The 20,835-nt window shown below is 42.9% G+C and carries 19 protein-coding genes and 1 CRISPR repeat array; of the genes, 8 read left to right on the forward strand and 11 right to left on the reverse strand.

Going from position 1 to position 20,835, the window contains the following annotated elements:
- Positions 1-10 precede the first annotated feature (10 nt).
- Positions 11-1,474: a CRISPR direct-repeat array (repeat unit 30 nt; unit sequence GTATTAATTGTACTATGGTAGAATGGTAAC).
- A 59-nt stretch (positions 1,475-1,533) separates the two neighbouring features.
- The 3 genes from BMZ54_RS32530 to BMZ54_RS32540 form a co-directional block, all read right to left on the reverse strand.
- Complete coding sequence (locus tag BMZ54_RS32530) at positions 1,534-2,163, reverse strand: NAD(P)-dependent oxidoreductase (protein WP_449384823.1); 630 nt, start codon at positions 2,161-2,163, stop codon at positions 1,534-1,536.
- Between the two features lie 74 nt (positions 2,164-2,237).
- Positions 2,238-3,479, reverse strand: a complete 1,242-nt coding sequence (locus BMZ54_RS32535) for an MFS transporter (RefSeq protein ID WP_089921454.1) — start codon at positions 3,477-3,479, stop codon at positions 2,238-2,240.
- Between the two features lie 30 nt (positions 3,480-3,509).
- Positions 3,510-4,661 carry an FAD-dependent oxidoreductase gene (locus tag BMZ54_RS32540; protein WP_089921426.1) on the reverse strand — a complete coding sequence of 384 codons (1,152 nt, stop codon included), beginning with the start codon at positions 4,659-4,661 and terminating at the stop codon, positions 3,510-3,512.
- Between the two features lie 182 nt (positions 4,662-4,843).
- Here BMZ54_RS32540 and BMZ54_RS32550 point away from each other — a divergent pair, with 182 nt between their 5' ends.
- Positions 4,844-5,716 carry an AraC family transcriptional regulator gene (locus BMZ54_RS32550; RefSeq protein ID WP_089921429.1) on the forward strand — a complete coding sequence of 291 codons (873 nt, stop codon included), beginning with the start codon at positions 4,844-4,846 and terminating at the stop codon, positions 5,714-5,716.
- Positions 5,717-5,892: 176 nt separating this feature from the next.
- On the opposite strand, the gene BMZ54_RS32555 is transcribed toward BMZ54_RS32550, so the two are convergent.
- Both BMZ54_RS32555 and BMZ54_RS32560 read right to left on the reverse strand, forming a co-directional pair.
- Positions 5,893-6,138: a hypothetical protein gene (locus tag BMZ54_RS32555; protein ID WP_089921430.1), complete on the reverse strand. Its 246-nt coding sequence runs from the start codon at positions 6,136-6,138 to the stop codon at positions 5,893-5,895.
- Between the two features lie 157 nt (positions 6,139-6,295).
- Positions 6,296-6,673, reverse strand: a complete 378-nt coding sequence (locus BMZ54_RS32560) for a hypothetical protein (protein ID WP_089921432.1) — start codon at positions 6,671-6,673, stop codon at positions 6,296-6,298.
- Positions 6,674-7,072: 399 nt separating this feature from the next.
- On the opposite strand from BMZ54_RS32560, the gene BMZ54_RS32565 reads away from it, so the two are divergent.
- Together BMZ54_RS32565 and BMZ54_RS32570 are read left to right on the forward strand one after the other, a co-directional pair.
- Positions 7,073-8,236 carry a PepSY-associated TM helix domain-containing protein gene (locus BMZ54_RS32565; RefSeq protein ID WP_089921434.1) on the forward strand — a complete coding sequence of 388 codons (1,164 nt, stop codon included), beginning with the start codon at positions 7,073-7,075 and terminating at the stop codon, positions 8,234-8,236.
- A gap of 8 nt (positions 8,237-8,244) precedes the next feature.
- Positions 8,245-8,427 (forward strand): hypothetical protein, encoded by a 183-nt coding sequence (locus BMZ54_RS32570; RefSeq protein WP_089921435.1) that lies wholly within the window; start codon positions 8,245-8,247, stop codon positions 8,425-8,427.
- A 148-nt stretch (positions 8,428-8,575) separates the two neighbouring features.
- On the opposite strand, the gene BMZ54_RS32575 is transcribed toward BMZ54_RS32570, so the two are convergent.
- The 3 genes from BMZ54_RS32575 to BMZ54_RS32585 all read right to left on the reverse strand — a co-directional run bounded on the left by BMZ54_RS32575 (position 8,576) and on the right by BMZ54_RS32585 (position 13,346).
- Positions 8,576-8,803, reverse strand: a complete 228-nt coding sequence (locus tag BMZ54_RS32575) for a hypothetical protein (protein ID WP_089921437.1) — start codon at positions 8,801-8,803, stop codon at positions 8,576-8,578.
- A 321-nt stretch (positions 8,804-9,124) separates the two neighbouring features.
- Positions 9,125-11,374, reverse strand: coding sequence for a DUF2357 domain-containing protein (locus BMZ54_RS32580; RefSeq protein WP_162277738.1), 2,250 nt, complete (start codon positions 11,372-11,374; stop codon positions 9,125-9,127).
- 4 nt (positions 11,375-11,378) lie between these two features.
- Positions 11,379-13,346 (reverse strand): McrB family protein, encoded by a 1,968-nt coding sequence (locus tag BMZ54_RS32585; protein ID WP_089921441.1) that lies wholly within the window; start codon positions 13,344-13,346, stop codon positions 11,379-11,381.
- Between the two features lie 529 nt (positions 13,347-13,875).
- Here BMZ54_RS32585 and BMZ54_RS32590 point away from each other — a divergent pair.
- The 4 genes from BMZ54_RS32590 (at position 13,876) to BMZ54_RS32605 (ending at position 17,452) form a co-directional block, all read left to right on the forward strand.
- Positions 13,876-15,120, forward strand: a complete 1,245-nt coding sequence (locus BMZ54_RS32590; RefSeq protein ID WP_238386757.1) for a DUF2130 domain-containing protein — start codon at positions 13,876-13,878, stop codon at positions 15,118-15,120.
- Between the two features lie 47 nt (positions 15,121-15,167).
- Entirely contained in the window at positions 15,168-15,794 is a 627-nt protein-coding gene (locus BMZ54_RS32595) for an HAD family hydrolase (protein ID WP_089921444.1), read from the forward strand.
- Positions 15,795-16,163: 369 nt separating this feature from the next.
- On the forward strand, positions 16,164-16,805 hold the full coding sequence (locus BMZ54_RS32600; protein WP_089921446.1) for a DUF4136 domain-containing protein: 642 nt from the start codon (positions 16,164-16,166) through the stop codon (positions 16,803-16,805).
- Positions 16,806-16,831: 26 nt separating this feature from the next.
- Positions 16,832-17,452 (forward strand): outer membrane beta-barrel protein, encoded by a 621-nt coding sequence (locus tag BMZ54_RS32605; RefSeq protein WP_089921448.1) that lies wholly within the window; start codon positions 16,832-16,834, stop codon positions 17,450-17,452.
- 139 nt (positions 17,453-17,591) lie between these two features.
- Here the strand turns inward: BMZ54_RS32605 and BMZ54_RS32610 are convergent, their stop codons facing one another.
- Both BMZ54_RS32610 and BMZ54_RS32615 read right to left on the reverse strand, forming a co-directional pair.
- Positions 17,592-18,599: an FAD:protein FMN transferase gene (locus BMZ54_RS32610; RefSeq protein ID WP_089921450.1), complete on the reverse strand. Its 1,008-nt coding sequence runs from the start codon at positions 18,597-18,599 to the stop codon at positions 17,592-17,594.
- A gap of 8 nt (positions 18,600-18,607) precedes the next feature.
- Positions 18,608-19,786 (reverse strand): acyl-CoA dehydrogenase family protein, encoded by a 1,179-nt coding sequence (locus tag BMZ54_RS32615; protein WP_089921452.1) that lies wholly within the window; start codon positions 19,784-19,786, stop codon positions 18,608-18,610.
- 71 nt (positions 19,787-19,857) lie between these two features.
- Between BMZ54_RS32615 and BMZ54_RS32620 the strand changes: the two genes are divergently transcribed.
- Complete coding sequence (locus BMZ54_RS32620) at positions 19,858-20,286, forward strand: YciI family protein (protein WP_089921453.1); 429 nt, start codon at positions 19,858-19,860, stop codon at positions 20,284-20,286.
- A gap of 294 nt (positions 20,287-20,580) precedes the next feature.
- On the opposite strand, the gene BMZ54_RS32625 is transcribed toward BMZ54_RS32620, so the two are convergent.
- Positions 20,581-20,835: integrase core domain-containing protein (locus BMZ54_RS32625; RefSeq protein WP_143081225.1), on the reverse strand; the 255-nt coding region annotated here is incomplete at its 5' end.

The following is a 20,835-nucleotide window of genomic DNA, read 5'->3' on the forward strand; positions in this document are numbered from 1 at the left end:
CTCTTTTAAAGTATTAATTGTACTATGGTAGAATGGTAACCTGGCGATAGTGCGTATTCCGCGTTGGGTACTTACGTATTAATTGTACTATGGTAGAATGGTAACGCGAGAATGCCAGTACACGTCATCGATTTCAATCACGTATTAATTGTACTATGGTAGAATGGTAACATTAATACAGATAAGCTGGCTAAGCAAAACAGGCAGTATTAATTGTACTATGGTAGAATGGTAACTTAGTAGACTGTATGCCGTTCAACGCGTTAATACCGTATTAATTGTACTATGATAGAATGGTAACTGGAAAAATACAATGGTAGGATAGTATTTATCTAGTATTAATTGTACTATGGTAGAATGGTAACTATACGGCGCTGATGATTGTATTCCCCCGTATTGTTGTATTAATTGTACTATGGTAGAATGGTAACTGATTAGCTGTTGGTGATGGTGTAACGCAGGGTACCGGTATTAATTGTACTATGGTAGAATGGTAACATGTGGAAACGTTGCATTAAAGCAGGCGCAAACAGTATTAATTGTACTATGGTAGAATGGTAACATTGAACGGATAACGTATAAGGACGTACTGGATATTGTATTAATCGTACTATGGTAGAATGGTAACCTGGTAGAACGTATCCGTATCTTATTTCGTAACTGTATTAATCGTACTATGGTAGAATGGTAACTGCTTTTGCTTCTGCTCTTTAATGAAGATATCAAGTATTAATTGTACTATGGTAGAATGGTAACAGATTGGAGCTACGGAGAAAGAAGGTAACCGCCCTTGTATTAATTGTACTATGGTAGAATGGTAACGGTTCTCATCTCCCAATATAAGAGGCGTATTGCGCTGTATTAATTGTACTATGGTAGAATGGTAACGATATAAACAGCGGCACTATCAGTAGGAATAATATTGTATTAATTGTACTATGGTAGAATGGTAACGTAGTAATCAGGATACGGGCGGCACTTTCTTTTTGCGTATTAATTGTACTATGGTAGAATGGTAACTTATCTCATGAAGCTAAGAATTAACATTATGACCAGTATTAATTGTACTATGGTAGAATGGTAACTCACAGGCAGCAATTACTTCCTGAGCACTGATAGGTATTAATTGAACTATGGTAGAATGGTAACATGGATGCTGTGTGATGACGACAGCGGGCAGGGATAGTATTAATTGTACTATGGTAGAATGGTAACCTGGTGGCGGAAAGACGGTAACATTTGCTGGACTGTATTAATTGTACTATGGTAGAATGGTAACAAGCATTCAAAGATGCCGGCAGGAGTATCGAAAGTATTAATTGTACTATGGTAGAATGGTAACAGGACTTTTCACACATGGAAGTTAAAGACGTAAAAGGTATTAATTGTACTATCATAGAATGGTAACTGCGCAAGGAACTCGCATGCCTGCTTTACTATGCCAGTATTAATTGTACTATCATAGAATGGTAAGGGATTACCAACGTGCATTCAAGAGATGGCGGCAGTGCGTATTACTTGTATTATCGTAGATTAAGCAACCGTTAACGCAACATGATGATGTAAATACCTGGGCTGTTCTGCTTCTTTGATAAGGTAATCTGCTACATCTGCTCTGGAGATCTTGTTTATTTTTACGCCTTTAAATAAGTTACTTATCGCCTTGTAGTTTGATGTTAGTGGCCCATTTGTTAACATTCCAGGTTTCACAAACTCCCAGTTCATAGGGCTTTCAGCGATTATTTCTTCCAAGCGGGTCTTGTCCTTATACTGATCTTTTAAAAAAAGATTGATGACAAGGCGCAGAAAAAAAGTTAAATAACGGGCGCTTTCGCCGGTACCGAAGCCGGTGACTATAATCACTGGTCCCTTGTAATCCAACTCGGATGTGACCATTGATAGGGTTTTGGCCAGGTTGGAAAACAAGGTCGTGCCTTTTTTCTTTTTAGTCCCAACGGTCACGATCACTGCGTCCGTCCCGGCAATAGCTTTTTTAAGATCGTCCGCCGATAACGCAGTACCGGTGATCTTGGTTAAAGACTTATGTTCTGGCAGAGATGTAATATTTCTTGAAAGTCCTTTGATTAAATGCCCCCGCTTCAATGCGGCCTTTACAGTTTCTGCACCTATTCCAGCAGAAGCACCTATGATGGCTATTTTCATTCGTCTGTTTTATTTAGAATCAATTTATTAGTAAAGAAAAATATTGCAACAGGGATTATTTTCAAATCGCATATTCAGTATACATTAAAGTTCACATCAGCACTGCCCAGTTGCTTTTTACTAAACAGTCTATAGAACAGGGCAGTGATCAAAAGGGCTGCAATTCCCTGGCACAGCATAGTTACGGGAGCTCCTATTTGTTGTGAAAGTGTGCTGACCAGTAAGCTTCCCAAGGGTAACATTCCGAAGAACACCAATACAACATAGCCCATTACACGGCCTCTCATCTGAGGATGCGCCTCCATTTGAATGATCGTAATACTTGTGGATATGGGTGTTATGGATCCTAAACCCAGGATCAAGGCAAATGGCAGCGCCAGACGTAGTATTTTCATTTGGGAAAATAGGATCAATCCGACAGCCAATATAGCGATGCTTGCCAGCACAACTTTTCTTAGATCGATGCCGTTGGGCGCTGATGCTATCAGTAATGTACCGGTCAATGCACCAAGACCGATGCTGCTGCTGATATAGCCGTAAGTAGCGGCATTTCCTTTAAACACTACTTTAGCAAAGACCGGTTCCAGCGTATCATAAGGTAAGATCAGCAGACTCAAACAGGCGATAAGCAGAATAATAACGGTGAGCGCAGGCGTTTGCCGGAGATAGCGGAACCCCTCTGCCAATTCGAAAATTACTTTTTTCTTTACGGGAGGCGGCTGGTGCTTCGGAAACTTCATCAGCAGCAGGGAACTGATCACGGCAATGAAACTTATGGCATTTATAATAAAGCAGGTACTTGCACCAAAACGCTGTAAGATCAGTCCCGATAATGCCGGCCCTGTAAGCTTGGCTAAATTTGCCATAGCGGAATTAAGCGAAATAGCGTTGGTCAGATCTGCTTTATCATTGATCATTTCGTGTACGATCGTTTGCCGGGCCGGAACGTCAAGCGCATTAATCACTCCAAGAACAACGCTAAGCGAAAGTATTTCCCATATTACATAATGATTGGTTAAAACTAAAGCTGCAAGAAATACTGCTTGCATCATTGCTGCGATTTGGGTAAAAAGCAAGATCTTATACCGGCTATACCGGTCGGTGATTACGCCACCCAAAATAGAAAGCAGGAATGAGGGAAATAGTTGCGCAAACACGGCCACGCCTATCATGGAAGCGGAATGAGTAAGTGTATAGACAATCCATATAACCGCTGTCTGCTGCATCCATGTACCTATTTGTGATACCGATTGACCAGCGAAGAACAGGGCAAAGTTCCGGTTTTGGAAAGCGCGAAAAGTATGATGTTTTAACATTTGCATCTGTAAAAGCAAATCACTTATTTTTTACAATTGTGACAATCGTGCAGCACTGTAGCCGTCATTGAGCATCCAGTGCGTAAAGGCGGCATATCGCCGGGCAAAATCTTTCGAATCCTTCGACTGTTCCACGTCTTTGGAAAAATTGCGTACAGTCTCAAAATAAGGCATACGCTGGGTCTGATACCGGTTAAGCGCAGCAGGCAGATTGGGTTCTGCCTTTATCGCATTGGTAAGCACCATTACGTCTTCGATACCTAATGCACCGCCGGCCGCGATGTGGGGAGAAAGGCCATGTGCTGCGTCACCAATAAGCGCTACACGCTTTGATACCCAAAAGGGCAGCTCAGGAACATACATGATCTGATTAAACAGGATCTTATCTTCAGGGGTTGACCCGATCAATCTGATAAGCGATTCCCCCCAATTCCCATCATTCAGGTTCTGTGCACGGCGCAAGGCTTCTTCTTTCTTCGTCCCTGTAGGTTCAGCACTATCAAACTGATTAATCATCCAGAACACCTGGTCGCCCGACGTTTTGGCTAGCCCACCCCTGGTACGGTCAGCTCCGACGGTTAGTATCGTATTATTAATTTCCTGACCATTCAAGGGGACAACAGCCCTCCATACATGATGGCCTTTATGCTCCAGCGCGGGATGCCCCGGCAGCATCTGTTGGCGCACTGTAGAGTATACCCCGTCTGCTCCAATTAAAAGGTCGGCATCAAGCGTTTTGCCGTCTGTCAATGTAACCGTTACCTTATTGTCTCCTTCCTCAAAACCTGCCAGTCTGCTGTTTAGTAGTATATTTTCCTGCCCTACCGCATCAGCAAGTATTGTGTTCAATATTGGTCTTGAAAAGAGGGTGAAGGCATAATCTTCAGGATCAAAACCAGCGGCCCGGAAGCGCTGCCCGGAAGCGTCGTAAAACCATGTTTCCAAAGAGGTGCCAATAGAGCGGATCTGCTCACCGACTCCAAGATCGTCAAATACATCCAGTGCATTTTTCCATAAGTTAATAGACGCACCAGCTGCTCTGATCTCTGAAGCCTGTTCAAGCACACATATATCTGCACCCAGATGCCTGAATGCGATTCCAGCTGTCATACCCACTAAGCCGCCTCCTGCGATAACTACCCGAAGCTTTGTGCTTCCCGGATTAATTAAACTATTTGCCATTGCTTTATATTCATTAATGTTACAATCTTCGGATGCAAAGATAGAGGGAGGATTTATCTCAAAATGCCAGAATAACGGGCATTTATATCAGGAATCGCGGATTTTCAATATATTTATACGCTGGCAGCTACTACCCGGTTTCAGCATTGAGGCTGGGGATAAAACAATACTGCTTGTAAAAAATGGCAAAAAGGAAAATTGTGCGTATCCCTGAATTTCGCATGGCCGATCCGGGATCCAGGGGTATCAAGCTTAACAGACTCGATCCCGGTACTGAGGTTTCCGGTGAGCACAGTATTGCCTCTCCTCATCGTGATGACCACTACATGCTGATTGTCGTAGAGCAGGGAAAACTAGGCGGAAATATTGATTTTGAGGAAATCGAGTCAGAGGGACCTTTTCTAATGATTGTGTTTCCCGGACAGGTGCATCTGCTTGCACCGCAAACGCCATTATCCGGCTGGATCATTGATTTTGATCCGGCCATAGTTGATCCACAATTACGAAACGAGCTGGACACCAGGTGTAAAGATCTTTTGCCGATGTACCAATCTCCTTCTGATGCTGCCTTCCAGCAGATTCAAAAATTATTAACTGCAACACAGGTTCTGTATCAGCAGCCTTTGGACACGAAACATAAAGCAATTGCAGCCATATTAACCGGCGTTTTACACATTATAAATGGCCTGGCTTTAAATATTGCGGGAACAGGGAGCCCCAAAAAGGACAGGCCACAACAGATCAAACAGCAATTCCTGACCTTGCTTTACCAGCATTACAGCGAGTGGAAGAAACCCTCCGAATATGCAGAAAAGCTTGCCATTTCTACCGCTCATCTCAATGATACCATGAAGCAGCTCACCGGCAGATCGACAATGTCGGTTATTCAGGAACATTGCGTAATGGAAGCAGAGCGTTTGTTACATTTTACAGATCTAAGTGTAAACGAGATTAGCTACCGCCTTGGTTATCCCAATCCAAGCCACTTTATTGCGATTTTCAGAGCACAAAAAGGTATTACACCTTTGCGGTATCGTGCATCAGTTACCTCATAGAAATGGGCGATCCTCAAAAAATTTCAAATACAAAATGATTTATTAACCCAGTACATAGATCCCGGTCTTGTCTTAGGATCCTAACAGGCTTTGAATAATAAAAGCTCCCGGCCAATGGCCGGGAGCTTATCTTTTACAGGGAAGTATGCGATGGAAATCCGTCGTGTATCAATTCCCTATTTAGTACGGTTTAGGAGGCTCAGCACCTCTGCCATCTGTTTCATTACCTTACGGGTAGCTTCTACATTATCACCTGCTTCTATGAACGATGATCTTAGCGCCAACAAGCTATCCATAATGGTTACAGGTATTGGCGCATACTTTTCGAGAATAGTGAAGATCTCATCTACCTGCGGCGCTGCATAACTATGGATCTTGAACGTATAAGGCGGATCAAGGAAATACAATTTAATCTCGGACATCCGCAGAATATCCTTGTTACTCATTTTCATTTTGCAAAGATACAACTTAAGCACCAGTAGCCGGTTCATGGTAACTGAAGGGCCGGTCCAAAAATAAAAAGTACTTTTAAACCGGCCCCGTTTTCATGACTCTCACGCCATAAAATAATTTAACTACCTATCTCGTACAATCTGCCGTCCACGTACCCGTATTATTTGATACCAGCATCTTTAACGTGCTCGCTGTAACAGTAATACCCGTAATACCATCGCCTATACTAACGTAAGTGTTATCATCTTTCTTCTGGAACTTCACTCCTGTAATATTGGGAATGTTACTTCCAAAATCAAAGGAATAAGAGTCTCCAACCTTAACTACCGTTACACGCCCATCGCTATCAGTAATGGTTTCACTTCCATTATTGAATGTAATGTTCCCATTGTAGGTTCCTACAAAAAAATCGTTGTCTGCCGGGTCATCATCCTTGCTACATCCGATAGAAAAGATCAACGTGGCAATAAGCAAGGCGCCCAGAATTCGCATTAGGTTCTTCATAACTTTTTTAACTGATAAAAAACAAGTACCGTACCAAGTACAGCATGATGTTCACGTATTATAAGATGAAACAACTTGGGGAAGTATATTATAATTGCTAACTGTACAATTAGCGAACTGATTATACAATTAGCGAAAATTTTACCTCAGCAATCAATACGAGTGTGCAAAGCATCATTTTTCCCCATTGCGTAAATCGTTTTCCGCATTTCGCAAACAGCCTCAACGGCTATATTTTAGCTTAGTGCCATTTCTGCGGGAAAGGCCAACAACGTTTTTAAGCGATGAATGGCCTTTTCACACGTATTCAAATACTGGATGGCAACACTGCCACACAGATGTTCAATGTGAAAGATGGTGGATTCCTGTGGGGGTTTGTTAAACTGTAATATCACCGATATGGCGAATGTAAAAAGTGTAAAGCGCTGGTTCCTTGTCCACAAGTGGACCAGCCTTATTTGTACCCTCTTTCTTCTGATGTTATGCCTCACCGGTCTGCCGTTGGTGTTCTATGAGGAAATAGAAGATCTGCAGGGCAAAGCCCAGGCAGCGCCGCCTATGCCGGAAGGCACGCCTATGGCCAGCCTGGACGACATTATCAAAGTAAGCCGGCAACAGCGGCCCAACGATGTAGTACGGTATGTTTACTGGGATGATGAGCAGCCCGATCTTGTAATGCTGAACATGGCCGACTCTATCAATGCCCCGGCAGATGTATACAAGCTGCTGGTATTTGATGCCCGCACGGCAAAAGTATTACAGGCGCCGGAGCCTGATAAGGGTTTCCTGCATATCATGCTGGAACTGCATACGGATATGTTTGCAGGGATCCTGGGGAAATTGTTCCTGGGGTTGATGGGAATATTATTCGTGATAGCCATTATTTCCGGGGTAATGTTATACGGCCCTATCATGCGCCGGTACGACTTCGGCATGATACGCCGCGACCGGTCTACCCGCCTGAAATGGCTGGATATGCATAATATGCTGGGCATCGTAATACTGGCATGGACCTTTGTTGTTGGCATCACCGGTGTTATCAATACCCTGTCTGACGTGGTGCTGGCCATGTGGCAGTCAGGGCAGCTGGCCGAGATGGTAGCGCCCTATAAGGATAAACCGGCCATTACGGGGGAGCTCAGCTCACTGGAAGCTGCCGTAAAAAGATCCTGTGAAGCTGCACCAGGCATGAAACCCCGGCTAGTGGCATTTCCCGGTACTATCTTTACAAGCAAACACCATTATGCGGTGTTTATAAAGGGTAATACGCCTGTAACCTCCCGGTTAATAAAACCTGCGCTGATAGATGCGCAAACCGGGCTGCTAACGGACATCCGGGCTATGCCCTGGTTTGTAAATACCTTGTTCATTGCCGAACCGCTTCATTTCGGGGATTACGGTGGCCTGCCGCTGAAAATAATATGGGCGCTGTTTGACATAGCTACCATTGTTGTGCTGATAAGCGGGTTATATCTGTGGTTTGCACGGCGCAAAGCATCTGAAGCCAGGATTAACAGGATACTACAAAGTGAAGCAGTAACACAGGCTGCACTTTTAAATTAGCATTGATTATGAAAAGTAATTTTTTTCAGCTTTGGGGATGGCCGCTGGTAATGGCCATACTAACCATTTTCGGGCTACTGGCGGCGCTAACGGGAACGGGTGTTTGGCATTGGCTTTCCTGGATAGCGTTAAGTGTGCCGGTGGTTACGATGGTTGTTTTTTTGTTTAAGAAACGTGTGGAGAAGGAATAAGGCCCTGTTTAAAATATGTTCACTGCCATACAAAAAAGAACCCGCCATTCTGGCGGGTTTGCTATTTTGAGGATATAAAGGCCATTAATTAAGCTCTTTTTCTACTTCAACAATAGATGAAGGCAGCTTCTTGAAATAATGTCAGAGGTTACAAATACTCGCTGCAAATGCGTTTGCCTATCTCTGTTAACAAACCTTCATCGATAATGCTTTCACGATAGATGGCATGTGAACAAACCTGGTCATTGGCTACAAACAATATATCCTGACCACCTACCTGCGCGGATATACGGCGAAGCGTTGGTTTTTTCTCTATTGCCAGATAAACATCATATTCGTTTCCCTTATAGGGCACAGTTAATTGTTGCTTTTCCATATAAAATCTATAGCAAAAAAGATACCTAATTCATCAATTTTCATCGATCCATAGACGTTAGCTTCCTTTATACATTAATGCTTTTTATCATTTCACAATCATATCTCACTTATTCATACTATTAATAATTTATAAGCACTTCGGCAATAAATCCTACAACTTCCCGGTGATCTTAAGGTTATTAACAGCAGAGGAAGGTATAATGTTTAGTTTTTTTGAGGAATTATACCGAGAGGCACACACATATAAAAAACATACATTATCTGAATACCCAATGTGGTGATGAAAATTCCCTTTTGCGGTTCCACAAACCTCATGTTTCTAAGACCTTATCAAAACCTCCATAAGGTCGGTTAAACTGACACTAAATGGCAGTCCGCGTTGTCTTGGAAAGTGACTACTCAATTTTTTTATATCCCATATCCTCTTTTCGAACTCCTGTTCAAGCATAGGGTCAATTTCAAAGACTAAGTAAAATTTCTGAGTGGGTTTTGAGGGATAATTAAGTTTTACTAACTCTTCTGCCGAATAAATTCGTGGCCCTTTATCTTTCAACTTAAAAAACAGATTTGCTTGTTTTGTTCTTCCATTATATAACAGCAAGTACTTTGCACCAGCCTCATTACTATTAACAGGCGATGATCCTTTTCTTGTATTATATAATCCTTCTTTTATAATCCAATCAAGATGGTCCTTATTTTTATAATATCCAATTAGTATAAAAACTTCATCTGGAATTAAGGATCTGTTAGAACCATAGGCTTCGGGAAGCAATTCATTCAAATTATTCTTATTAGGAAATTGATGAATGTTATACTCTTTAAGAGCCATCCTTTCCCTTTGCGAAGCTCTATTTAGGAAATGCTCGACAATATTATTCAAAAAAAGTGTTAAAGCATTGCTATCGCCCTTACTGTTAGACGGCTTAATTGCAAATGCTCCTAGGCCTGGCAATATTTCATGAAACCTTCTCTTCTCCTCAATAACATCTCCGGGATAAAGCACATAAGCACCTGCCGTTCTTCTGATAGCATCCCTATAAGCATGCATCTTTAATAAATCTGCCTTTTTATAGGTACCTTGACTTTGCTGCCGTTTCTCCTCTTCTAAGTCTCCATCTGGCTCAAATATTTTATGCAATTCTCGTTTGTATTTGGCATCAAACTGTATGTGCACCATTGATGCTTCCTGCTCTGCTCTTTCTTCTGTTATACCTTGCGGCCAAACGCTAAGTGTATAATCCGGCCTAAAAGGACTTGTCCAGCTACCAGCACTAGGATAGTCTTGTTTTCCACTAAATGTTCTGTTATAGCTAAATCGTATATTAAATTTCCTTGCGGCATGTTCAAAGGTGCCTAATAAAGGAATACACTCTTTTCCTCGTTTTAGTTTTAAGCCCAAGCCATCTGGGGTTGGTTCAATTAAGCTATTAATGTTGGCCGTTTTAATTTTAAAAGCATCCCCAATAGCATCTGTTAATTTAAAAAATACCCAATATTCATATAACATCGCTACGTCCTTTTTACCTCCTTCATATACATCATCTCCTCCATGCCAAATTAGCTTTGCAGCCAAATCAAACATTAACCATGTCCTAAATATTTCTCTATATCCCTCCTTCCGCTGCAGAATAGGACTATTTAAAGGTAATGTATGCAGGGAAGAAACCTCTTTGAAGAGTGTATTACTCAACCAATGATTCAGCTTTTCTTCTAATGCTAATACTTCATCTCTATGTTTACTTTTAACTGTAAGTTTATTTGCAAAATTCCCACAGAAGTAAAGAAAATACGAAAGTGCGTATTTTATAAAGCGATTTTCGGGTGTATCTACTGTTTCTCTTTTATGGTTAATTTTTACTTTCTGCGGGACCGATCCTAGTTTGCTACTTAAAGGATGTGTTGAAGGTAAGGGAATGCGATTAGGCCCATTTATAATCTGTCGCAGCAATTTACCATCAATCCTTTTCACCCCTCTAATATCTTTTTCAACTTCTACCTCTTCCCAGCTCGTAACTGGAGATAACAGTACCTTATAAATTGCGTCATTAAACTCATCGGTATCTAAAATGCCTTTAATAAAGGCAAATCTTTGATACAACGTTCTTGCATCTTCATTAAAGTTAATTGTAAAATATTGAGAAATAGGTGCATTGGGTTGCATTAAAAGTTCTGTACACTTTTCAGCGATCTCCTCAAGCATCTGTTGATAGTCTTGACGATAGTCAATTTTTTCAGACCGAACTTCCAGTTGTAATTCACCACATTGTTTATTATCTCTTAAATTAATTATTGGAATAGTAAGGGTGCCAACATAGTTATTAGGCTTTATCTGACCTAATGACTTCTCTAATTTAGAAGGATATACTACTTTAGGCTCACTTAGCTGATAACCCTGCGTTATTAAATACTCATAGATTCGGCCTTCTTCAAGTTGCACCGTAGCTTCACCATGCTCTTTGGCTTCTAATGGAGTTATTTCATGCAAAGTTCCATGAGTTAACGGAGAAATAGTTATCTCAATTATTTCGTTATTACTTAAAGCTATGGATATAGGCTTATCTAAAGACATAAAATTAGGCTTCAGCATAACTGGTAAAGCTATTCTCCATTAATCGTTGATGCATTCTTTTAATCTTATTAAAGGATATAGGATATTTAATTCTTTCATCATTATCCGCTATTTGAGTTGTAGGAAGCAATAAGTCTTTTACTAAGATTTTCTTCTCCATTTCATCTTCCTCTTTATCGTCCTTTTTACCTTGAACACAAAGCTTCCCTAGCTCTTCTAATGGCTCTTCTAGCTTACGCCTTGATCCATGTAGCTTAGTCAACAATTTTTGCATAACCACTATATCTATAATTTTATTATTCGTCCAATCCTGCATCATTACCTTCACAATAGCTATAAATCGAATAATTTCTGCTGCACTTCTATACCCAAACTCAGCTCCTACTTTTTTAAGTACATCAAAAAAGGCAAGTAGTACTTTATAGACAGCTTGGTCTACCCCTGTAGGCATGCTTCTTTTTGCGATCTCAACAAAATCACTTCCCATTGCTTCACCAGCAGCATCTAAATTTCCCAAATTCACTCCGCTATTAGCGGATTTGAAATAATCCTCCATTTCCTTTCGAGATACACGAAATTCAATAACATTTGCCCTGTCAAGAACTTTAGGGCTAAACATGTAAGTAGTTTCATCAATATTTACTGTACCTATGATAAAAAGATTAGGTGGAAGCGATATACTAGGAGGTGCTTTTAATCCGTGATTACTCTCCCAATCTGTCTCGCCTGGGTGTAAACATATATCTGCACCAGATTCCATAGCGCTTAAGAAATCTGCAAAATATCTCTCTACATGGCTTAAATTCATTTCATCTAGAATAAGAAAATAGGGCTGATTAGGATCCTTAATTGCTCGGAGGATTAAGCTTAAAGCACCATTATCTGGGAAAATATAATTTTGCTTTTCTAAAGCATTGGGAAATCCTAGTAAGGGCTCTCTGTTTGTCCAGTCGGCACCAACGGGAACAATACATACTTGTTCTGTCTTATCCTTACACAGCCAATGAGCAAATGCCTGGGCTAGCTTTGTTTTTCCCGAACCTGAAAGGCCGGTTAAAATAACAAATGGTTTTGTACAAAGTGAGCCAATAAGTCTTTGTACATGGATATTTGAAAAATTTAAATGAGCTGCTTTTAAAGCCTTTATGAATTGTTCGTAATTGAAGGCTATTCTTTGGGGCTTTGGAGAGGTCTTTTCCTTTGCCATTGGGTTTACATTTGTAGGCTGCTGTTCAATACTAAGATCTAGTCTATTATAATAATCAGTGAATGATGCTATATCATTATTTACAAGTGTTAAGTTTAAACCAAAGTCTTCTTGATTAGGATCAATATCATAAACCCTATAAATTCCTGAACTTCCATAGCGATCAGGCTTAGCCGAAAATTTCTCTTGAAAATATTCTTTTATGGTTTGATCGTTCCGATTCCAAGGAATGTCTGGTTTATGTGTTTCACTTACACCAAATGCTAATATTAGAATGTTATATCGCTTATAATATAAATAAACAGGGTAAATTCCTTTTGACACCTTTTGATTTTCCCTTAATAAAGCCAACCATGGTATGCGTGCCGCATTTCCCTTTCCAAAACCGGCCTCGATTCTACAGCCACCGTATGTCCCAGCATAATCTCCTGTTTTGAGATTGGGAGTTGTCTCTTGGGCTTGGTTTAGAAATTTCAGTAGTATGGGAGAAAAATCAAACGCATTTTTTTTTAATATAAGAAATCCATTTTGTTCAAGAAGGTTAAAGCATTCCGTATCTATGCCTCCCTCAAAAGTGTCTCTATCTAATATACTCCCATTCGCAAATAAATTTGCATAAGAAACAACTAGCTTGGGCGGATATCTATTACCCTTATAAAATACGTCATAAGATTTGGAGCTTGCATTTAATGGTATCCCGTCCTTATCAATCTTATCTATAGCTGCCAGTAAGTGTTCTTTGTTGATGTTTTTAGGTATTGCCATCTCGAGGGGGTTAATTTTTCTCTTTTGTTTTGGTTATTTGAGGTTTTAAAATACATTTTTTACCTAAAACGATAAAATCATTAATACAACAAAATTATCAAGTTGATTTTCAAATTATTTCATATTAATAATTCTAACATTGAATAATCCCCCTCTTAACAATACCTTAATCCCCGCTTAACCTACCCCTAACATCTCTTTCCGAAATTCGAAGTACAAAGTTTTAACCATCAATTATATTCTTTCTAACAACCGCATTTTTACAAAATACGCAGGATGACGCAACGGACAGCGCGTTTCCAACTGGAAGAAGAAGCCTATGCCTTTGCTACAATCCCCGCCCCTTATTGTTTGTTTTTTGCTATGTTAACCAGGAAGGGAAGGTTCTCCTTCCTTTTTTGTTTTTACCTACCTTTACACGCTGATACAATGCGTAGCGCTGTATTACATTCATAAAAATCAACACTATTCTTGCTTTTGAATTATGGGAACATCAATCACATGCCCTAATTGCAAACACCAGTTTGTGATGGAAGATGCTTTTGCCGCCGACATTGAAAAGGAAATGCGGGGTAAAATGGAGACCGAGTGGCGCAAACGAATGGAAGGATTACAAGCCGAAAAACAACAGCTGGTACAACAACGCCAGCAGATAGAACTACAGAAACAGGCACAGGAAGAAGAGCTGAATAGACGCCTGCTTGCTGAAAAAGAAAAAATGCAGGAAAGCCTGTCAGACAACATACGTAAGAACCTCAGCGCCGATTTTGAGAACCAGCTGCGAATGCTGCAGCAAACCAACCAGGAGCAGGAAGAGAAGCTGCGGGAGGCCCGCCGCCAGGAGCTAGAGTTCCTCCGCAAGGAACAGGAGCTGCGCAATAAGGAAGAAGCATTGGAAATAGCCATGCAAAGAAAGATCCTGGAAGCACGTAACCAGCTTACAGAAGTGATCCGCAAAGAGGAAACAGAACGCAGCCAGCTAAGGGAATCAGAGTTTCAGCTGCGCATGCGCGAAATGGAAAAACAGCTGGAAGACCAGCGCAAGCTGGCCGAAGAAATGAAACGCCGCGCAGAACAAGGATCTATGCAGCTGCAGGGCGAAGTACAGGAGCTGGTGCTGGAAGAAATGTTAAGGGCCGCCTTCCCTTTTGATGAAGTGATGGAAGTAGGCAAAGGCGTTAGAGGCGCCGACTGTATACAAACCATCCGCAACCAGTTTGGGCAAGACTGCGGTAAGATCATTTATGAAAGCAAACGCACCAAAGATTTTTCCAAAGACTGGGTAGAAAAGCTGAAAGCCGATATGCGCAGCCAGGGTGCGGATGTAGCCATACTGGTCACCCAAACCATGCCTAAGGATATGGACCGCTTTGGCGACCGTGATGGCATATGGATCTGCACCTTTACAGAAGTAAAAGCCCTGGCCATGGTACTGCGGGATGGCGTGGTAAAAGTAGCCGGTGCGCTGAAAAGCCAGGAGAATAAAGGCGATAAAATGCACATGCTGTACAACTACCTTACCAGCAGTGAGTTTGCAGAACAGTGGAAAGCCATCCGTGAAGGCTTCCAGGCCATGAAGCTCTCCATACAAAAAGAAAGGGAAGCCATGGAAAAGCTCTGGAAAGCCCGCGAAAAACAGCTGGAAAAAGTATTGCTGAATGCCGCTCATATCAAAGGTTCCGTAGAAGGTATTGCCGGCACCGATTCCGTAGATCTGAAGCTGCTGGAAGATGCAGCAGACGAGCTGCTGCTGGGCACCGACAACGATAAATAAAAAAAAGAAGGGCTACCATATTATTAATTTATTATTATCTTTAATATATGCAAACCCATCAGAAACAATACGCTACCATCATATTTGACCTGGGCGCCGTGCTTATTGACTGGAATCCGCGGTACCTGTTCAACAAGATCTTTTCCACCCCGGCGGAAACGGAACATTTCCTGCGGAATATATGCACTTCCGACTGGAACGAGGAGCAGGATGCCGGCAGGGCCCTCTCCGACGCTACAGAGCTGCTGGTACAGCAATACCCCGGTTATGAAGCGCAGATCCGCGCCTATTATGGCCGCTGGAAAGAAATGCTGGGCGGCACTATTGATGATACCGTAGCCATCCTGGAGCAGCTTAAAAGCACCGGCCAGTATAAATTATATGCGCTCACTAACTGGTCTAACGAAACCTTCCCTATTGCGCTCACCCAATACCCCTTTCTGCAATGGTTTGATGGCATTGTGGTGTCCGGCCGTGAGAAAATGAGGAAACCCCACGCCTGTTTTTATGAGCTATTGTTGAACCGCTACCACGTTAATGCAGCCGATGCCTTATTTATTGACGATAACCTGCGCAATGTTACTGCCGCTGAAGCCTGCGGTATAGAAAGCATTCACTTCACCTCTCCTGATCAGCTTAAACAAGTACTCACAGCTAAAGCAATTTTAAGTTAATACCGGACGTTATACATAAGACCCTGATCAGTTATCTACTTAACAAAATATTAGGAAGACATTAACATTTCTACAATAAACTTCTGTAACCATACGGGATTCTAATGCGTTGAATATAAAACGCTGGTAAGCTTTCCTAACATTCTGTCAAACCCGTACGTATACTGGATTTGGCATACTTAGTGTATGGTCAATATCTGGTGAGGCACTAGAACCACGAAGGAGTATTAAACGCGAAACCGTGCAGAACAATATTTCTATGCACTTCCGGAAACCACGTTTGGTTACCTGCAGCTGTGGAAGCGGCATTGGGAAAATATTGCATGCAAGGATCAGCTATCAGATCAACAAAATTAAATTTCAAGAGAGATGAAAAAGAGAAGACTTTGGTTTATGATGAGTGCTGCGGTAGCTTTTACCACCCTTGTTTCCCTCAATAGCTGCCGTAAAGATCCGCTGAATGATATGACGGATGAAGAGTCCCGGATCTATATTACCAACCGGGATAGTACAGCAAATTTTAGCTCCTATGCTACTTTCAGCATTGTAGATTCTGTGGCGGTGGCCAGCAATGGCTCAGAGGCAAAACGTGCGCTCACAGACTACGATAAACAGCTGATAGCGGCTGTAAAATCGGCCATGCAGGCAAGAGGTTATACCCTGGTGGATAAAGCGGCAAAACCGCAGCTGGCCGTGAACCTGACCCGTATTGATGATACCTACAGCAGCAGCTATTACGATCCCGGCTACTGGTCTGGCTGGGGCGGTTATTACGATCCGTTCTATTGGGGCTATCCCGGTTATGGTTACTACTTCCCCGCTTATTACACCGTATACTATAAAGAGCGGGCCGTATCCATTGACCTGGTGGACCTGAAGAACGCACAGGCGGATAAGCAGCTGAATGCTATATGGAATGCGATGTTCAGGGGTTCCGGTGTGTGGGACAGTAATAACATCAACAACATGGTGACAGCCGCATTTGCGCAATCAGCTTACCTGAAGAAATAATAGTAGTTACTTTAAAACTGAAGACGATGTTACGCTTAAAGAATTGGATCTTGATCATAGCAGGGTGCCTGGGTATGCAGGCTGCATCCGCACAGGTACGCCCTCCTTTGTCCTTTAATATTAATTATTCCATTGCACAGCCTTTCGGTTCTGTAAAGGATTATAGTGATAAAACCAGCTTCCGCGGATGGCAGGCCGGCCTGCAATACATGATCTCCGACCAGATCGGGGTAGGTATAAAAAGCGGTTTCCAGGATTTTTATGAAAGAGCGCCCCGCGCAGTATATCCTACAAAGGGTGGCGATATTTCTGCAGTACAAACACGTACCTTGCAGGTAATACCGGCCCTGGCCACCGTACAATATCAATTTACCAAGCCGGATGCAATAGTTATACCCTATGCATCGTTAGGTATAGGAGCGGCCAATATGAATTATGAGAAATACTGGGGTGAATTTGTAGATAAGGATAACAGCTGGGCATTTATGGTCAGCCCGGAATTAGGAATTAATATACCATTTGGCAAAGCTTCGCCGTTATTATTTAATGCAAGTATCGAATACAACTACGCTTCCTACAAATTAGCCGAGATCACCAACTTTAGTACGTTACAAGGAAATATTGGTTTGCGCTGGCATATCAACTAAAGTTTGTCCATATTCTATCAAGGGAAGCCGTGTAAATATCGGTTGCCCCGCTAGCAGAAGGCTGGCGGGGCTTTTTTTATGCGGTGAAGGCTCACCGGTTCAGTTGGCAGTTTTCAGTGGGCAGTGGGCAGTCAGCTCACTATTTGCTCATGAACTTTTTAAAACCGGGAGAATATTTTTCCTGCACTTTGCCCGCTGCATCTTTGTAAATGAAATACGCTTCCAGCCCGTATTGCGGGTACCGGCGCAGGAAAGCCAGGGCTTTGTCCACCCCCATTAGTATAAGGGCATTATCAAAACCATCTGCCGTAATACAGTCTTGGGCAATTACCGTTACACTGATAATATTGTTATGTAAGGCCTGTCCCGAAACGGGATCGATCGTATGGGCAAAGCGGGTGCCGCCCTGGTCAAAAAAACGCCGGTAATTGCCGCTGGTAGCAATGGCTTTATTGGAAAGGTATAATAAGGTTTGTACAGGATAATCGCTGCTGTCGGGCGATGGGCCTTCAATGCCAATGCTCCAGGTTTTGTGCTGTGCGTTTTGCCCCCGGGCCCGTAATTCCCCGCCCACATCTACCAGGTAATTTTCAATACCCTGCTGCTCCAGGAAGCGGGCCAGCACATCTACCGTGTATCCCTGTGCAATACCGTTACAGTCTATTTGCACGCCGCTTTTTTGTTTACTGAGCACTGGTCCGTTCACCTGCAAATAGCGATAGCCTACCAGCTGTAAGCGCTGCTGCAGGGTATCTGCCGGCGGTACACCCTGCCAGGATGGTTTCACGGGGCCAAAACCCCAGGCATCTACCAAAGGTTTTACAGTAATGTCAAATGCACCACTGGTAGCGCGGCTTACCTGTAGGGCACGGGTAATAACGGCCTGCATATGTGCATCCATCTGCACCTGCCAGCCGGCATTAAACCGGCAGATCAATGATCCGGGCCGGTATAATGACAAAGATTGATCGATGGCCGAAAAGATAGAATCAATGCGGGTTTGCAGGGATACCGTATCCCGGCTGATGTATTTAACAATGTAATAAGTGCCCTGGGCTTTGCCCTCATTTACCTGTAAATGCTGCGCAAATGTGGAACCAGGAAAAAGGATATATGATATGAGTAATAAGATGCAGAATACCTTCATACTTCGTCTCAATGGAATGCATCAATACCCGTAATATCCATACCGGTGATCAGCAGATGAATTTCATGTGTCCCTTCGTAAGTGATCACACTTTCCAGGTTCATCATGTGGCGCATAATTGGGTATTCGCCGGTAATGCCCATACCGCCTAAGATCTGGCGGGCATCGCGGGCTATGCTGGTAGCTATTTCGCAGGAGTTCCTTTTAGCCATGGAGATCTGAGCGGGCGTTGCTTTTCCTTCATTCTTCAGTACACCTAAGCGCCAATTGAGCAGCTGTGCTTTAGTGATCTCTGTGATCATTTCCGCCAGCTTTTTTTGCGTAAGCTGAAAACCGGCAATGGGACGGTCAAACTGGATCCTTTCTTTGGCGTAGCGCAGGGCCGTATCATAACAGTCCATGGCAGCGCCTATTACGCCCCAGGCAATGCCGTAACGGGCGGAGGACAAGCAGCTCAAAGGACCCTTCAGCCCTTTAACATTAGGTAATATATTGGCTTTAGGTACGCGTACATTATCAAATACCAGCTCGCCGGTGGCGCTGGCCCGCAGGCTCCATTTGCCTTTGGTTTCCGGGGTGGAGAACCCGATCATGCCTCTTTCCACGATAATACCGCGGATATCGCCCTGGTCGTCCTTGGCCCATACTACGGCAATATCTGCAAAGGGGGCGTTGGAGATCCACATTTTGGCGCCGTTCAGGATCACATAATCCCCGTCTGCTTTAAAATGTGTGATCATGCCGGCGGGATTGGAGCCATGGTCCGGCTCTGTGAGCCCAAAACAGCCCATCATTTCCCCGGTGGCCAGCTTGGGCAGGTATTTACGTTTCTGCTCTTCGCTCCCAAAAGTAAAAATAGGATACATCACCAGGGATCCCTGTACAGAGGCGGTGGAACGTACGCCGCTATCGCCCCGTTCCAGCTCCTGCATCATAAGCCCATAGGCAATATGATCCAGCCCGCCCCCGCCGTACTCGGTGGGAATGGTAGGGCCAAAACAACCCAGCTGCCCAAGCCCGTGAATGATCTTGGATGGGAAGGTAGCCTGCTGACAATAGTCTTCAATAACCGGTGATATTTCTTTCTTCACCCACTGGCGTACCGCATCGCGGATCAGCAGGTGCTCTTCGGTTAACAACGCATCTACTGCAAAGTAATCTGGTGACTGGAAAAGATCTTTCCCCATGTGAATCACTTTTATCAGCAATATACTGATTTAGGATTTTAGATGTAACTTGGGGCCAAAATAAGGGAGTCATGTCGAGCAAATTATTCCCTGCGATGTTGCTGGTAGGGTTTCTTGTTGTACTGATCGTATCATTTAAACCCACTGCTGTTACCCGTTCCATTACCAATAAAGCCGTTTCCGATACGCCTAAAGTAGAAATGAAAAAGTATTGGATGGTTTTCCTGAAAAGAGGGCCACAGCGTAACCAGCGTGCTGCAGATGCAGCCCGTATACAGGATAAACATCTGGCCAATATTAACCGCCTGGCAGCTTCCGGTAAGCTGATGGTAGCCGGCCCTTTTGGGGATGATGGCGATCTCCGGGGCATTTTCATACTGGATTGTGCAGACAGCGCCGAAGCGGTAGACATTGTACGTACTGATACTGCGGTGATCACCGGTCGCCTGGCCTTTGAAATAAAACCCTGGTGGACTGCGAAAAATTGCGTGTTTAAATAAATGCTTAATGCTGAATACGAAACGCTGAACGCTGTCAAAACTGCATGTTTAAGTACCCCTGGGAATGCTGAATGCTATAATCCTCTCACCTATCTCACACTAATTACATACACTTTTACTACTGCTATACGCTTTTACCTGGGATGTGATGCGCTTTTAATGAGAAGTGCATGCGCTTTTAATACGGGTTGCACATGAGATTCACTAGGGATGTCTTAGTACAGAAAAACCTTACAGTTGACGTATTGAATGCAGAATTGGCTTTACAGGTTGTAGATTGTTTCAGCGAGCGCTTTACAAGGGTAATTTACTCATTGTTTTTTTTCTTGGCTTCCATTTTTTGGCCAAAGGGCCTGTTCTGGTATGTGCCTCATTGGGTGTCAGATAGTTACAACTCATATGAGGCCTGACACGGTTATAATAGTCGATGGCCTTACCAACAGCATTGACGGCGTCGCCATAGTTGCTAAACGTCCTTTTCAGCCCAAACTCATGTTTTAAAATGCCATTTACGCGTTCTGCCATAGCATTATCGTAGGGGCTGCCTGA

The organism is Chitinophaga rupis (assembly GCF_900109685.1).
In the GTDB taxonomy this organism is placed as follows: domain Bacteria; phylum Bacteroidota; class Bacteroidia; order Chitinophagales; family Chitinophagaceae; genus Chitinophaga; species Chitinophaga rupis.